This is a genomic window from Paenibacillus sp. FSL R7-0128 (assembly GCF_038002245.1).
GTDB lineage: Bacteria > Bacillota > Bacilli > Paenibacillales > Paenibacillaceae > Paenibacillus_AQ > Paenibacillus_AQ silagei.
The window spans coordinates 47,165-61,864 of record NZ_JBBOCD010000001.1; the positions used below are offsets into that span (position 1 = coordinate 47,165).

Annotated in this window: 12 protein-coding genes, 1 other RNA gene and 1 pseudogene; 11 read left to right on the forward strand and 3 right to left on the reverse strand. The window is 38.8% G+C overall.

Annotation, left to right across the window (positions count from 1 at the left end; translation table 11 throughout):
* Window positions 1-213: 213 nt before the first annotated feature.
* Together NST26_RS00270 and NST26_RS00275 are read left to right on the forward strand one after the other, a co-directional pair.
* The gene (locus NST26_RS00270) at window positions 214-1,164 is read left to right on the forward strand and encodes a hypothetical protein (RefSeq protein ID WP_340956839.1); all 951 of its coding nucleotides are present in this window, start codon (window positions 214-216) and stop codon (window positions 1,162-1,164) included.
* Between the two features lie 389 nt (window positions 1,165-1,553).
* Entirely contained in the window at window positions 1,554-2,558 is a 1,005-nt protein-coding gene (locus NST26_RS00275; protein WP_339252808.1) for an AAA family ATPase, read from the forward strand.
* A gap of 34 nt (window positions 2,559-2,592) precedes the next feature.
* On the opposite strand, the gene NST26_RS00280 is transcribed toward NST26_RS00275, so the two are convergent.
* Window positions 2,593-4,953 carry a S8 family peptidase gene (locus tag NST26_RS00280; RefSeq protein WP_339252810.1) on the reverse strand — a complete coding sequence of 787 codons (2,361 nt, stop codon included), beginning with the start codon at window positions 4,951-4,953 and terminating at the stop codon, window positions 2,593-2,595.
* A gap of 499 nt (window positions 4,954-5,452) precedes the next feature.
* Here NST26_RS00280 and NST26_RS00285 point away from each other — a divergent pair, with 499 nt between their 5' ends.
* The 4 genes and pseudogenes from NST26_RS00285 (at window position 5,453) to NST26_RS00300 (ending at window position 8,591) form a co-directional block, all read left to right on the forward strand.
* Entirely contained in the window at window positions 5,453-6,859 is a 1,407-nt protein-coding gene (locus NST26_RS00285; RefSeq protein ID WP_339252812.1) for a hypothetical protein, read from the forward strand.
* Window positions 6,836-7,184: a transfer-messenger RNA gene (ssrA, locus tag NST26_RS00290) on the forward strand. Before NST26_RS00285 ends, ssrA begins: the two co-directional genes overlap by 24 nt.
* 104 nt (window positions 7,185-7,288) lie before the next feature.
* Window positions 7,289-7,615, forward strand: a pseudogene (locus NST26_RS00295) (Rpn family recombination-promoting nuclease/putative transposase); the annotation flags it as partial.
* Between the two features lie 190 nt (window positions 7,616-7,805).
* Complete coding sequence (locus NST26_RS00300) at window positions 7,806-8,591, forward strand: nucleotidyltransferase domain-containing protein (RefSeq protein ID WP_340978207.1); 786 nt, start codon at window positions 7,806-7,808, stop codon at window positions 8,589-8,591.
* A 68-nt stretch (window positions 8,592-8,659) separates the two neighbouring features.
* On the opposite strand, the gene NST26_RS00305 is transcribed toward NST26_RS00300, so the two are convergent.
* Both NST26_RS00305 and NST26_RS00310 read right to left on the reverse strand, forming a co-directional pair.
* Window positions 8,660-10,501 (reverse strand): alpha/beta fold hydrolase, encoded by a 1,842-nt coding sequence (locus NST26_RS00305; RefSeq protein WP_340978208.1) that lies wholly within the window; start codon window positions 10,499-10,501, stop codon window positions 8,660-8,662.
* A gap of 59 nt (window positions 10,502-10,560) precedes the next feature.
* Window positions 10,561-11,127 carry a TetR/AcrR family transcriptional regulator gene (locus tag NST26_RS00310; RefSeq protein WP_340956830.1) on the reverse strand — a complete coding sequence of 189 codons (567 nt, stop codon included), beginning with the start codon at window positions 11,125-11,127 and terminating at the stop codon, window positions 10,561-10,563.
* Window positions 11,128-11,256: 129 nt separating this feature from the next.
* Here NST26_RS00310 and NST26_RS00315 point away from each other — a divergent pair, with 129 nt between their 5' ends.
* The 5 genes from NST26_RS00315 to NST26_RS00335 all read left to right on the forward strand — a co-directional run bounded on the left by NST26_RS00315 (window position 11,257) and on the right by NST26_RS00335 (window position 14,612).
* A complete protein-coding gene (locus NST26_RS00315) occupies window positions 11,257-12,510 on the forward strand; it encodes a mechanosensitive ion channel family protein (protein ID WP_339315022.1) in 1,254 nt (417 codons plus the stop codon).
* 174 nt (window positions 12,511-12,684) lie between these two features.
* Window positions 12,685-12,927, forward strand: coding sequence for a hypothetical protein (locus NST26_RS00320; protein WP_340978210.1), 243 nt, complete (start codon window positions 12,685-12,687; stop codon window positions 12,925-12,927).
* Window positions 12,914-13,096: a hypothetical protein gene (locus NST26_RS00325; protein WP_340978212.1), complete on the forward strand. Its 183-nt coding sequence runs from the start codon at window positions 12,914-12,916 to the stop codon at window positions 13,094-13,096. The genes NST26_RS00320 and NST26_RS00325 overlap by 14 nt, the downstream gene beginning before the upstream one ends.
* A 39-nt stretch (window positions 13,097-13,135) precedes the next feature.
* The gene (locus NST26_RS00330) at window positions 13,136-13,558 is read left to right on the forward strand and encodes a DUF6155 family protein (protein ID WP_340978213.1); all 423 of its coding nucleotides are present in this window, start codon (window positions 13,136-13,138) and stop codon (window positions 13,556-13,558) included.
* Window positions 13,559-13,694: 136 nt separating this feature from the next.
* Window positions 13,695-14,612 carry a VOC family protein gene (locus NST26_RS00335; RefSeq protein ID WP_340978214.1) on the forward strand — a complete coding sequence of 306 codons (918 nt, stop codon included), beginning with the start codon at window positions 13,695-13,697 and terminating at the stop codon, window positions 14,610-14,612.
* Window positions 14,613-14,700: the final 88 nt, after the last annotated feature.

Below are 14,700 nucleotides of genomic sequence, written 5' to 3' on the forward strand. Positions count from 1 at the left end.
TTATAGTTCATTCAAGGGGGGCTGATGTTACAAGGTCATTAGTAAAGGCGGCTACTTCGATAACAACTTGGATAAAGAAGTAATATTTGTGAAATTGAAAAGCTCGAAGAACTCAAACTTGACAGATCGCCTATTACTGAGGATTGGATACGATGTTTTTTATGATAACAAGACAAAGCATTTAAAAGTGTATGGATGGGGGGCGGTATAATATTGGGTATTCATGAAGGTTCTCAGGTTAAGGGATTTATATTCGAATATGAGTTGCTTAGAATGATGAGGTGTCATGGAAGTTTTAGCAATGTCCAGCATGAGGTTAATACTGAAAATGCAGATATAAAAGCAGATTTTAACGGGGAAACTTTGTTGATTGAATGCAAAGCAGCCTCAACTTTTTCTGAACGTAGACTTGATGAAGTGATTAAAAAATTACTGCATTATCAAAATCCTACTTTTAAGAAGAGAGTTCTGGCATTTCCAGGTGAGTTGACTGCAATGCAGATGGACAGGATTAGCGATCTTAAGTGGCTTGAAGTTTGGGATTTGAATAAAATTGCTGCGTTATTTACGCAACAATTAAGAATGATCGAGTCCTGTGAGCTTAAAGAGTTACTAATGTCTGTACACCTTAAAGATACCATTGAAGATGTGCTAATGCGGATTTTGAGGTCATGCGTTCCTGGAAAATCAAATTGGAGTTCGTATCAGAAGGTTTGTACATCTATATTTGAGCACCTATTTTGTCCAGACCTCGGCAAGCCAATTGTAGAGCATTCAGATACTGCTAAGGCAAATAGAAGAGACATAATCATGGCAAATTATTGCGAATCAGGATTTTGGAAGTTTATGGCCAATAGATACGGGGCAGATTTTATTGTAATTGACCCCAAGAACTACTCTGAAAAAATAACCAAAAACTGTGTACTACAAATGATTAACTACTTAAAAGCCTATGGTCCAGGAATGTTTGGAATTATTTCAACCAGAAAAGGGGCAAAAGAAGCTGCAATACACACTCAACGAGAAGTGTGGATGGCACAATCCAAATTAATTATATTTATTGATGATTCTGATTACGAGCAAATGTTGTTGCTGAAGAAGAATGGAAATAGTCCTGAAGAAGTTATTAAGCAACGGATTGAAGATTTTAGATTAGGTTTATAGTCCTCAACTACGTGTCGTAGTGTTGGGACGATCATCAAGTATAGATTTTTGAGAGAGCTTGAAAATATACATAATTCCGATGCCCTAGAAACATAAAGGGAACCGACAACAAGTTTTCATATAGAATAGAATTGGAATGTTTAAGGAGTCTTTTGTGAATACTTTTTGGAAGAATATAATATGATTCAGGAAACACTCTAATAATACTTTTTTTTTAATAATGATTGGCAGGGTTTATATTATGAAATTTAATTAATTGTTATGCTTTAAATTCTATGCCTTTGATGTTGTGCTCTAAACAACTATGGGTATAGAAATTATAAAAAGAGTTAAAATGATAAAGATATGCTATATTAAAACAAAGTTTATATGAAGCGGTGTGATAATAGATGGCCAAAGGGGCGCATCTCAAGAAGTTATTTCAAAGTGTTAAAGATGGAAATATGGACACATTTAAGCAAATCGCAGAAGCAATTATTGAAGATGAAAAGATTAAAAGTCATGCGCAATTGGCTGGGGAATTACAAAAAATATTAGATTCGCCTGGTTTTGAAGCAAAACCATTAAAACAAACAACAGTTAATCACTTTCATTTATTGCCTAAGGATAAAGATTCTAATAATTTGTTGCTTGAAATGAATCAATCTCAGACAAACTTTGATAATCTCGTTCTTAACGATTCAATTCTCCAATCACTCTATGAGTTAGTAAAAGAGTTTGAAGAAAGTGATGTCCTGTCGGCCTATGGTTTATCGAGTAAAAACAAATTTCTATTTTGTGGCCCCCCTGGATGTGGTAAAACGGTGACTGCAAAAGCTATCTCAGGTGAATTGAATATACCAATTTTATATACTAGATTCGATAGTGTGATTTCTTCGTATCTTGGAGAAACAGCCAGTAATCTAAGAAAAATCTTTGACTTTGCATCAAGTGGTAATTGGATTTTATTTTTTGATGAATTTGATGCTATTGCCAAAAAACGTGATTCAATAGATGAACATGGTGAGTTAAAGAGAGTAGTAAATACCTTTTTACAGTTGCTAGATAGTTTTCAAGGAGACAGTATAATAATAGCTGCTACTAATCACCAATCGTTATTAGACCCAGCCATATGGAGACGTTTTGATGATGTATTGTTGTTTCCTTTGCCTAATGAGTCTCAAATTAAGGATTTGTTAAATCGGAATTTAAATCGTTATCCGCATGCAAGAATAGATACTGATCAACTTTCAAAGATGTTAATTGGTTTTTCGCATGCTGATATTGAACGTATCTGTGTCACCTCTATAAAGAAGGCAATTATTATGCGATATAATCAATTATCAGAATCACTTATATTAGAGGAGATTGAAAAATACAAAAGTAGGTATGAAATATACAACGCATTAATGTAAAGAGATGCGGAATTTTTCCGCATCTCCTTTCATTTTAAACACGTGTTCTTGTTTGTGAACGTTGTCTGTTTTGAATTCTTGTTTGTATTGAATTATAAATATTAACTTCTTGATTGCTGTGTTCTATAGATACAACAACTGCAAAAGGTTGAAACCCCTCCTCCTGGAGCCATTTCTTTGTACACTTTACTACCAAATAATAAGTGTCTCCATAAACACGTTGTGCCTTTGCATTATTAATTAGCTTATGTGTACTTTTCAAAAGTGTGCCCCTAGCAGTAGAAGCTATGGCAGGATCCATCTTACATTTACATCCCTTTTTGTCCTCGGGTAGAGTGCTTTTTTCAAATTCATCATCGTCAGGCTTACAGGTGTATTTTGTAACATCATCTAAATCAAGTCCACGATATAAGCCAAATGACATTTTAACCCCCATATAGTCTATTCTTGAATCCCTACATGGAGGATTATATGCTAAAGAAATATTTATTTTACAAGCACCTTTAGAAGAATATACTTCATCTGGAATGGGTATCTCGAAGATATTTATCTTTCCGATCCCTATGTCACCTTCATGATACATAGTTACAAGGTTATCGTATGATCGAGTTAAATATTTTTCTCTAATATCCCCATATCCATTTATACGCTGCTGAAGTTCTTTGATTTGTGCAGGTTTTGAACTAGAGTATTTTTGTTCAATATATTCATTGCTTAAAGTAGAACAATCAGATGAATTGATGAGTAAGGCTCGTAAGAGATTTCCTTTTGCAGTGGGGATTTCTTTTTTTATCTTCCCTAAAAGATGGCTAATATAAGGAGCAGCAAAACTAGTTCCATGACGTACTTCAAACCAGGAACCATTGTTAAAGAGACTGGAAGATAACACTCCAAGAGATGAATCTTGAGAGTTAATCTTCTTAGTCAACGTATTAAAAACATAGGTACCACCATTAGCTGTAGACTCGGGTTTTATCGATTTATTGTATCCGTGGCCTGTTCTTGAAAATGGGGAGATTATTCCCTTTTCGCCTACGGGAATCGTCCGTAAACCGTTTCCACCAACATTATGAATTTTTGAACCTATAGTAAGTGAGCTTACTGATATACCAGGGGGAATTATTGCTGCATCTTGATCATTCAATAAATAATCAACATAATTGTTCATCACAGTGGCACCATCATTGATAGGATAATAGTTGCCGCTAGATACAACTGTAGCTATATTAAATTTATAGTTTAAATAATCTAAAGAAAAACTCCATGCATCCATCTTACTATTTTGTTGATAGGGAAAACGATCATCTCCTAATGATAAATTGAATATCTTACAATTAAATTCGTCAGATGCAAAGTACTCTATAGCTTCTTGAACTACTGAAACAAGTATTTTTTCATCTGGGAATTTATTGTGTTGGTCAGTTACTCTTCCATTTAATAAGCGTATCTCTGGCTCAAGAGGTTTAGAGGAATTTAATGCTTCGTATACATCTCCGTAAAGAACAATTCCTGCTACCATGGTGCCGTGACCATTCTCATCGAATGGTGTTGTAATTCCACCAAATGCTTCAGACTCGTACACCGTGTCTTGTAGTAGCGGATGAGTAGGTAGTATTCCACTATCGATAACAGCAACAAAAGGAGTATCTAGGCCAGGTTTTTTAATCTTCGGAATTGTTGCAATATCAATATTTTGAAATTTTCCCTGTTCATAAATGGATTGTTGGGGTAAGTCGGCATAATATACGTTTTTATGCTCCAATAATGTTCTAATTAGCGCGCCTTTAATTGAAATTTTAATAAGCATCAAGCAGGACATAATAACATCATCAATTACCCGAGATTCTAAGGATTTCAAATAATCCTTAAAAGAAATCATTTTCTGATGAAGGGATTTTATGTCATCGGAATCCGCATATAATTGGACATCTAGTGTGTATTCTGCCATATTGTCAACTACCATAGCCTTTAACAATGGTCCTGTTTTTTCTTCTGGAGTTTGAAAAACAAATTCCTCAAGGTTAGCAAATTCAGAATAATTCATAACTCTTTTGGTTGCTAGTTTCTCAGCTATAAAATCGGATAAGTGAGAGTTGAAAACTATAGGATTTTCAACTTGTACAATAGCTTCTTTTTTATTTGGTTCAGCAAGGAGGATAAGACCTATTTTACTGTAGTTAACTGGCTTGTCGTTATCTTTAATTACTCTGAAAATGAAGTCTTCACCAAACTTCTTTGTTTTATTATATTCGTTTTGTTGCTGACTAAAATTAGTTCTTAATTTAGCACCATGTAATTTTGGAATAATAATACGGTCAGGGCGTTTATCTTGTCGGCCTTGACTGTTAAAGTCAATATTTTCTTTAACTAAACTAAGATGATTATGATTATTCACAGGGATCACTCTCATTTACCATTATTTTTTATATATACAAAATACGACAATTGGTTACAAAGTCCTTCAGAACATACGTTTCAATGTACTGGTAGTACTATCTATTTTGTGACTGTTGCAAGTTTTAATGATGTATAAGGTAAATGGCGTCGGAAAGTGTAACATTCATATCGTGATCAATTGCTGGTTGCAAAGATATCTGAAGAACTTTTATATGTATTAGCTGACAAAATGTTTTGACAGTCAATTCATGGTATGGGAATATTGGTATATCTAATTCCAGTAAATCGTTACTTTTGTCGGCCGAGCTTCGCATTAGTATTCAGGGTGAAAATCCACCATCTTGAGCTGTAGGCAATCAGAGTGGTACATAATTTTCGTAATATGAAAATGAGCAGTGGATAGCATAGTTGGAAGGAAAGACCTTTCGTATATCTGGACTTGATATTGACTGGGAAACTATCAAACTCAATGCTGAACAGGACTATGGGGGAAGAGTATGAATAAAGTTGAAAAAAAACTCGAAATACCAATCAACAATTCCGTACTAGATGAGTATCTAAAAAATGAGTTTCAGAAGAAAAAGCAATTAGAGGTTATTCATGAATATATTGATGACTTTGATGTTTACAAATTTAGCTTTGTAGACAGGATTAAAGAAGCTGAAGCTCGGATTAATGTTGATGTCTATATTTTAAGCAATGGTAGCATGAAACAGTTGCATAAAATGATTATTTATTCTCATGATGAAATGATAAATTCGTACGATCTAGATCATTACTTTTTAAGCGAATTGTATTATCCTATTACAATCAACGATTATGGTGATAAAAAAGCTAAATATACAGTGAGACTGTACTATTCAATCATCCATGATATAGGTTTTAAAGGTGAGTATGTAATAACATGGGGAGGAAAAGTCAAATTTAAGCCTTTGTTTAATGAAAAACAAAAAAATACAATAGCTGAGAGAATAATATGCATTGATGTTGAGGTAGAGGCTAGCTCACTCAGTCAAGCCCGTTCAAAAGCATACAATATTGCCAGAGATTTCACATCCTTTTTATCCGTATTAATTGATACAGGTTTTTATGTGTTTGATTCTAAATTTGCTCATTACACACGAAAAAGCAATAATGGTCTAATAGGTGAGTTTCAAAGAGAATCATTTTATGATAGTGAGTTGGATATACGTGTAATGGATAATATGAATGGTCTGAGACATAGGTTAGACTATCAAGCAGTTGAAGTGCCCTCCTATTTTAATGTAGGTTTTGTAGATGATAATTTTAATTTTAATTCAACAATGATTCTCAATAATGATAAAGTAATGAATGAAAATCTAGAAAAAACCTTTTTAAACTATAGAATAACTAATCCTACTATTGATATGCGAGAGTATTATTCTGAAGATATTGATGAAACGGCTTGTTATGGTTTAGCTTTAAAAATTCCGAAGAATATTCGTCAATTTTATAAGTCTTTGGACAGATTAAAAGTTGAGGATATCAATAAATATGAAGCTTTTAAGAATTCATGTAGACTATATAATCTTTCTCATACTGCTGGGGGAAAAGAAGCAACACTTATGATTTCATACATGGTATCCTCAGTAGAAGCATTAACTAAATGTGAAAATGAGAAACTGTCTTTCAGTTCGTTCATGATGAAATATTTAAATGAAGACTATGATAAAAAATTGTGTGACTTCTTATATGGAAATGTAAGGTCAGGGCATTTTCATTCAGGCGAGTTTTTCTTTCAAGAATTTGCTCTTAGTTTAGATGTAACTTTTCAAAATGAATACTTCAATTTAAGAGATAAGTTTGTTAAATCCAGGAACATATTGAGAAAAGCAATAATTAATTGGATAAGAGTTCATGTTCTAAAAACATTAGAATTATGAGTAGCGAGTAGTGGGGACGCGTCCGCTTCATCAACGCTAAAGCCTATTAAACGGCAAACAACAAAACAACTACGCTTTCGCAGCTTAATAACCTGTGTGCGTGCTTCTACCCTGCATCGCCCATGTGACAGGGATAGGGGCTAACAAGTAGTGGGATACGCTGTCTGGTCTCCTCCTGGGGTCAGCAGAAGAAGATAATCAGGCTGACCCGAAGAGGACCCGGTTACGGGGGGCTTCTAGGGTGACATCAAAACTGTAACTACACTCGTAGAAGCTTATGTGCCGTTATCTTCGGACAGGGGTTCGACTCCCCTCTGCTCCATATGGAGTATCAGTAAAGACACCTTAATCAGTGTCTTTTTTCGTTTCCCTTTAAGATTAAGTTCACTTGAAAATTGCTATAATAATAACGAATGTAGCTGATAGCGAAACGTATGTCTTCTGCGGGAAGACCGGACAGGAATATCCTTAATCAACGATATTGAAGTTCATTTCCTGGAGGTGCTGAAGATGAATGAACCGGGTTTGAAAAAGGCGATGGATACTTTGCAGTATTTGAGTCAGGATTCAGAGGCCAGACGGTTGTATGAAGCTAGACAGAAATATCTGCATGATGAAGCGTCGATGCTGGGTAGTGCGGAAATGGCAGGTATAAAGAAGGTGGCTAAGAACATGCTTGACCTGAATCTAGACATATCGATTATTGTAAAGGCCACTGGGTTAACGGAGCAGGAGATCAATGCTTTGAGGAAGTAAAAAATGTGGGAGCATCCAATGTGAGGGTGCTCCCTTTTTTTGTTACTAACGATGCCTTCCTTTATTAGGGGTGACGATTGATTTATTCGGGGGATTGCGGGAATTTCAAAAGTGGAATATTATTACCTTATGATTAATGTATTGGCTTACTAATTAATGTTTATATTAATTTAATTGGAGTGGATGTATTATGTATCCCCATCATCAAGCTGCCATTGATGCCATCACCAACAAGCTTAAAGCCAGACCCGACGTACAAGGGGTCATCATCGGGGGTTCCGTAGCGCATGGTTTTGCTGGCGAAACCTCTGATATCGACATTATGATCGTCCTTTCTGAAGAGGATTACAAGAAAGCTTGTTCTATCCATAATCTTGGGTATTTCGAAACGGAATCCTGTTCTTATGAAGGCGGTTACGTGGACGGGAAGGTTGTATCCGCTTCCTACATCAAGCAAGTGGCCGAATCCGGCAGCGATCCTGCTAAGTTCGCATTCCAGGATGCGTTCGTCACCTATTCCAATATTGAGGGGTTGGAACAGTTGGTCCAAGACGCTCCCCGATATCCGGTGGAGAAAAAGGCAGAGAACATGCAGAAGTTCTATGCACAATTCGAAACCTGGAAATGGTATTATTACGAAGGACTGAAACGCAACAATCGTTTATTAATCGACTACTGTTTGACCCACTATGCCTTTTTCGCAGGTAGGCTGATTTTGGTACACAACGAAACGCTGTTCCCTTCTTATAAGTGGTTCTTAAAGGTTCTGGAAGGGGTAGAAAAGAAGCCGGAGAATTTGTTGGCGGACATCCATCGGGTACTGGAAGAACGAACGCCGGAAGCTGTCGAGAATCTGTACGAGAGTATTGTGGAATTTAATAACTGGTATCAGGCAGAGCATCATTGGACGGTTCAGTTCATGATGGATAGCCAGCTGAACTGGATGGACGGACCGGTTCCGGTTCTCGATTTATAAACTGTTCCGCTAACGGAGTAAAGCAGAAGACACCTCGTCAGGTGTCTTTTTTCATTACTGTGGATGTATTAATTTCCTAGTACATAAGAAGCCGTCTCCCGTGCATGGTTAAGAGGGAAATGATGACCATAGGGAACAACATCAATCTTACCAAGCTGTACTGGAGCAGAATAGCGCCGATCTTGATCGCCCCAAATAATATGAAGATTAGACCCCGGTACTTTGGTGAAATCACCCCGATAGTTTTTCGACAGGAAACTGTTGAGCTGAAGAGTTGTATTTAGAATTCTAGGCGAAGTAAAGCTGCTGCGTACTTTGGCAATATAATGTTTCGGAATGCTCTCTATATTTTCAAACAGACCATTACCAATTAAATAACGTTCTAATGAATTAGCCGTTGCTAATTTCAATGCCCATTTGTTCAACAATTGAGGAGCATTAAACGATTTGTGATTTTTCTTCGTAACAGGTGGCTGAAGTAAAGTAATAGTATTCTTCGTATCCAAGTACTCTCGCGCTAACGCTTCCAGCAGAATAACCGCTCCGAAGGAATGGCCAATCCAATGTGCGCCATGGGCAGTTTTTCCTGATAACTCCTTCACTACGTTCAAATAGAGATCGAGAAGATGTGTCTCCCGCTTAAAAGGGGAACGTCCTAAACCTGGAAGATCCGGAATCCATACAGGTTGACCCGTTTGTTCATGAAGCTCTAGACCTAAAGGAAATAAATCCTCCCCATCACTCAACAAACCGTGGAATAAAATAAATGGCCTACCCTCTCCTTGTATCTGATGAATCACAGTGTTTCCGATTAAGGTTCGTTCAAATACATGATTATGCTGGTTATTTGGGTACATCAAGCGATAATCCAAATCTGCTACTACGGCCGGGAAAAAATTCATGACACTCGTCTTAGTAAACCAATCGGCTCCCATGACTTTTTTCGGTAAATCATTTGAAATCGTTCTGTTAGTAATAAAATTTAGTCCATCCGATGGAATTTGTGTGATTTTACTGATCCCGCTGTTCATAAGTGCTTTCATGAAGCGAAGGGGGACAGAAATCTTAGGTGCGGCCATATTCATACTTTCTGACATCACCCCTAATAACTCATCTATATCCGGATCAAGCGGTTTGTCTGGAACAAGGGTATAGGTTCGAATAGACGACGGCTCCAGCTTAACAACCTGAACCATAAACTTCGCCAGCGCATCGTTTGAAATCAGCGGTAATTTATACCCTTTGCCTCCAGGTATAACTGGCATCAGCCCTCTGCGCATACTCTCCACAAGCAAGCCTAAGCCGGCTACCTGCTCCGTACTCCCTGTTGTGCTGCTGCCGACTACGGTTGGCGGATTAATCACAGAGAGCGGATAGCCTACTGCGGATGCCTGCTGGCGAATATACAGATCTGCTAAAAACTTTGTTCTTTCATAAGGGTTTTTTATTTTCAAATAGTTGTGCCCTTCTTGAAACACATCAATCGCAACCTTGCTGTTATGATCATCAAAGGGGGTCATATATCCAACGATATGAATAAATTGCTGCAACCCCTTCAATTGGTGGATACATTTAGCGAATTCATTGATATGCTTAGCGCCGTTTAAAAATACAGAGGTTGCTTCCTGCGTTGTCGCTTGAATATCCATTTGTCCGCCTGCGTGAATAATAACATCCGTGTTAAGTACCTTCTCCTTATATTCATCACTTAGACCTAAATCTGGTTTCGTCAAATCACCTTCAATAAAGTGCATGGCTGCCCCGTTGAGAAACCCTTTTTCCTGAAAAACACGTGTTGCTTTGCTCTTCGACCTCACTAGTAGAAAAATCATAACCTCCTCTTTAAGAAGCTCCTCCACGAGTTGCCTCCCGATAAAGCCTGTTCCACCTGTTAAAAATATCGTCCTCATATCATCTGTTCTCCTTTTTAGTACTGTTTGGTACTAATTTTGTGTAAAAAAAATGCTTCTTATCGAAGCAAGTTGAAAAAGTGGCTGGCTGTTCTCGTGATCACCGTTGCATCCTTCAATGTCTCTGCAAGAAACAGCGCTCCTTCAAGATTCGTTATAAAAAGTGCTGCTACCTCGTCAATATGAATCGTTTCTCTAAACTCGCCTTTTTCTGCTCCTTGTTGTAGTAATAGAGAGATTTTCATTTGTAATCCTGTGAAAAAGAGACCTATTTTTTCCTTGATGTGCGTAGCTTGTGCCGGAGTTTGAATATAAAGTGTAATAAACGGACAGCTCCCCTTATACTCTCTGGACTGAACTCCCTCCGTTAAATGCTTTAAAAACATCTGGACACGATCTTCAACGGATAACTGGTTCTGAGAAAGGATTTGATCCATTGCCCGCTCATACGTTTCAATCCAATAATCAACGACCCCTGCTAACAATTCTTCCTTATCCGCGAAGTGATAATACACATTAGATTTGGACACTTTGCTTACACGTACTAATTCATCCATGCTGGTATAAGCAAATCCCTTTTCTAAAAATAAGGCTGCCGCGACTTCAAGCACACGTTTTTGGTTCATGATTTTTGCCTTTGTCATGAGTAGAACAATACAGTACTAAATGGAGCGTTGCAAGTATTTTTATTTTTGCATAACACCTATTTATCCTCTATAATTGTAGGCTACTATGCACCCAGTCAGGAGGAAATGATGAATTTTATACAAGAGCACCTAGCAGGATATGGAATGAGCGAGCAGATGGTTGTGTATCTCTCGAACATCATTATGGTTTTATGTATTGCTTTACTCTCTATAGTGGCTAATCTTGTTGCCAAAAAAATCGTACTGAAGATCATCATCCATATCATTCATAACAACCGGTATACGTGGGATAATATCTTTTTGGAGAAAAAAGTATTTCACAAGCTGTCGCATCTCGCTCCGGCCTTTATCATTTATTACGCCGCGCCTATTTTTCCGCTGTATCAGTCTTTCATTGTAAAGTTCGCCTTAGCTTATATGATTATTGTAACGATCACGGTGTTTAATGCCCTGCTTGATGCCATCGATGCTATTTATCGTACGTATGAAGTGTCCAAGATGAGGCCGATCAGAGGCTACATTCAGGTTGCGAAGATTATATTGTATATTATTGGTGCGATTGTGGTGATTTCTAACCTCATGGGTCAGAATCCGCTGATTCTGCTTAGTGGACTGGGCGCTTTATCCGCTGTTCTGATGCTAGTGTTCAAAGATTCGATATTGGGCCTCGTGGCAGGTATTCAATTATCTTCTAACGATATGGTTCGTGTAGGCGACTGGATTGAAATGCCTAAATATAATGCCGACGGCAATGTAATTGATATTACGCTGAATACGGTAAAGGTGATGAATTTCGATAAAACCATTACCATGCTTCCGAGCTATGCCCTGATCTCAGACTCTTTTAAAAATTGGCGGGGGATGGAAGCCTCCGGGGGCAGAAGAATTAAACGAAGTGTCTGTATTGATACAAGCAGCATATGTTTTTGTACCAAAGAAATGATTGAGGAGTTCCAAAAGGTTCACTATCTTAGCGATTATGTCCTGACAAGATTAGATGAAATTAACGCCTATAATACGGAACATCATATCAATATGGAGAGTAAAGTGAATGGAAGACAGCTAACGAATATCGGGGTATTCCGGGAATATGTCCAAGAATATCTGCGCAATCATCCCAAAATTCATAAGGATATGACGCTCATTGTCAGGCAGTTAGCACCAGGAGACAGCGGACTGCCTTTAGAAATTTATGCGTTCAGCAATGAGACCACCTGGGGTGTGTATGAGTCCGTCCAGTCGGATATCTTTGATCACATTTTTGCGATTATCCCTCTGTTTGGACTTCGCGTTTTCCAGAACCCGACGGGCCAGGATATTGTTAATTTAAAAGAAAGTAGGGAATATTCGGCGGGATATTGAGGTGTGATTATATGGAATCAAAAAAGGCCCTTTGGGGTCTTTTTTTATGTGAAATTATATTGATTGCAGTTGTTTATATGGTGTTACCTATACTCATAATATTAATAATGAAAGCATCGTAAAATCCCAAAGTATGCCATAGAGCTTCTTAAAGATCCCATATATGGTATACGTATGCAAATCCTAGCGCAGGAAAAGAAAAAGGGTAAGCAGTCAAAAGAGGAGCGAGCTAAGGAAATTGCTCTAGAACTGATGGATCTTCAACTGAAATTTAAAGGTAAAACGTTTAAGGAAGCATTTGCAGACTACAATGGTGATGAAATGGATGATCCAACGGATTACCATCGGTGGTTAGACCTCGAAGAGGAATTAGCTGAAATTATGAAGCTCAGCGGAGGTGCAAATGACGCAAAGTAAGATTGAGCAATTAGCTCTCAAAAAACTCTTACCCGCGAATCTTTTTAGTATTACAGCTCAATTCGGTCATTTGCTTGAGACTTATCCTAATGTTCCAGGGAATTCAGGTATCTATGGTAATTACACGAGAAATACAAATAAGTTAGATGTGCTTTTTCCTTTAAAATAACATCCTGTACACGGCATTACTGGTTAATATTACATATCATTGTTAACTCCAAATGAGGAAGAGATTCTGAATAAATACAAGAAAATCATTGAGAAGCAATTTGGCGACAGAGGAGAGGTTCTGCGCTACCCCGTTATTAAGAAGGCGATTAAGGACTTCAGTAAGGTATCCGCCAACAAGGAGCAGATTGCTGAAATTATGGTGTTCACGGTGGAGTGCGGGGTGGACTTCACCCGGGCTTACGGAGACATCGATGAGCGGTTCTATCTGACGGTGTCCAGTATTTATAGACAAGCGTTGGAATACATTATGAAGAATGATTTGGAGGAAAAATTCGTCGACCGTAGCAGAAGGTTGGCGGAACGTAGTCAGGGCATTGGCTGGGGCTTTGGAGATGCCATGGTCGAATTCTATTATCACTATTTAGGGCACATGGAGGAAGAAGAAGAGACAGAGGATTAGACTGTGCGAGCTAGGGCGGAGGCCCTGCATTGTTTTCCAATATAAAGAATGAAGAAGCCTCCCTGTAGTGTATAATAAAGCAAATTAAAGCCCCTGTCCCGGGATCGGAACGGACAGAAGCTGAGGAGGATTCGTTGTGGCCAGCATCAGACAGAGAATTGTTCCGCATCTATGGTATGACAAGGAGGCGGCAGAAGCCGCCCGCTTTTACGCTACTGTGTTTCCGGAGTCCAAGGTTACGAGTGTGAACACGATTCATGATACGCCCTCCGGCGATGCGGGTCAGGTCTCTTTTGAGGTCTGGGGGCAGCCGTTCATGGCGATCAGCGGAGGTCCTTATTTCAAGCTGAATCCGGCTGTCTCCTTCTTTGTTAATTTCGATCCATCCCGCGACCAGGATGCAGCAGAGAGATTAGATGAGGTGTGGGATAAGTTAGCGGAAGGCGGCACCGCCTTGATGCCGCTCGGCAAGTATCCATTCAGTGAACGGTACGGCTGGATTCAGGATAAGTTCGGAGTGTCCTGGCAGCTGATTCTAACGAACCCGGCAGGGGAGGAGCGGCCTGCGATTATTCCTTCCTTGTTGTTCGTGGGGGATCAATGCGGGAAGGCGGAGGAGGCGATGTCCTTCTATCTGTCGGTATTTAAGGACTCGCGCCAAGGGCTTCTTACCCGCTACCCGGCAGGCTCTGCACCGGATCAGGAAGGAACGATTATGTTCGCGGACTTCATGCTGGAGAATCTGTGGTTCACGGTCATGGACAGTGCGCATAATCATCAGTTCAGCTTCAATGAAGCGGTCTCCTTCATGGTATCCTGCGATTCTCAGGAAGAGATTGACTACTACTGGGACAAGCTGTCCGCAGTTCCTGAAGCCGAGCAATGCGGCTGGCTGAAGGATGCCTTCGGTATCTCCTGGCAGATTATTCCTTCGGAGATGAATGAGATGATGAAGAAGGGCACACCGGAGCAGCTGGCGCGTGTGACGAAGGCTTTTCTGCAGATGAAGAAGTTCGAGCTTGCGGAGCTGCGTAAGGCCTATAAGGGAGAATAAGAGCGGCAACCTGCTGGAATACCAACACAAGCGATAAGGACCTAATCCTTATCGCTTCTTTGCGCGCAAATATAAGAATGTATAGGTT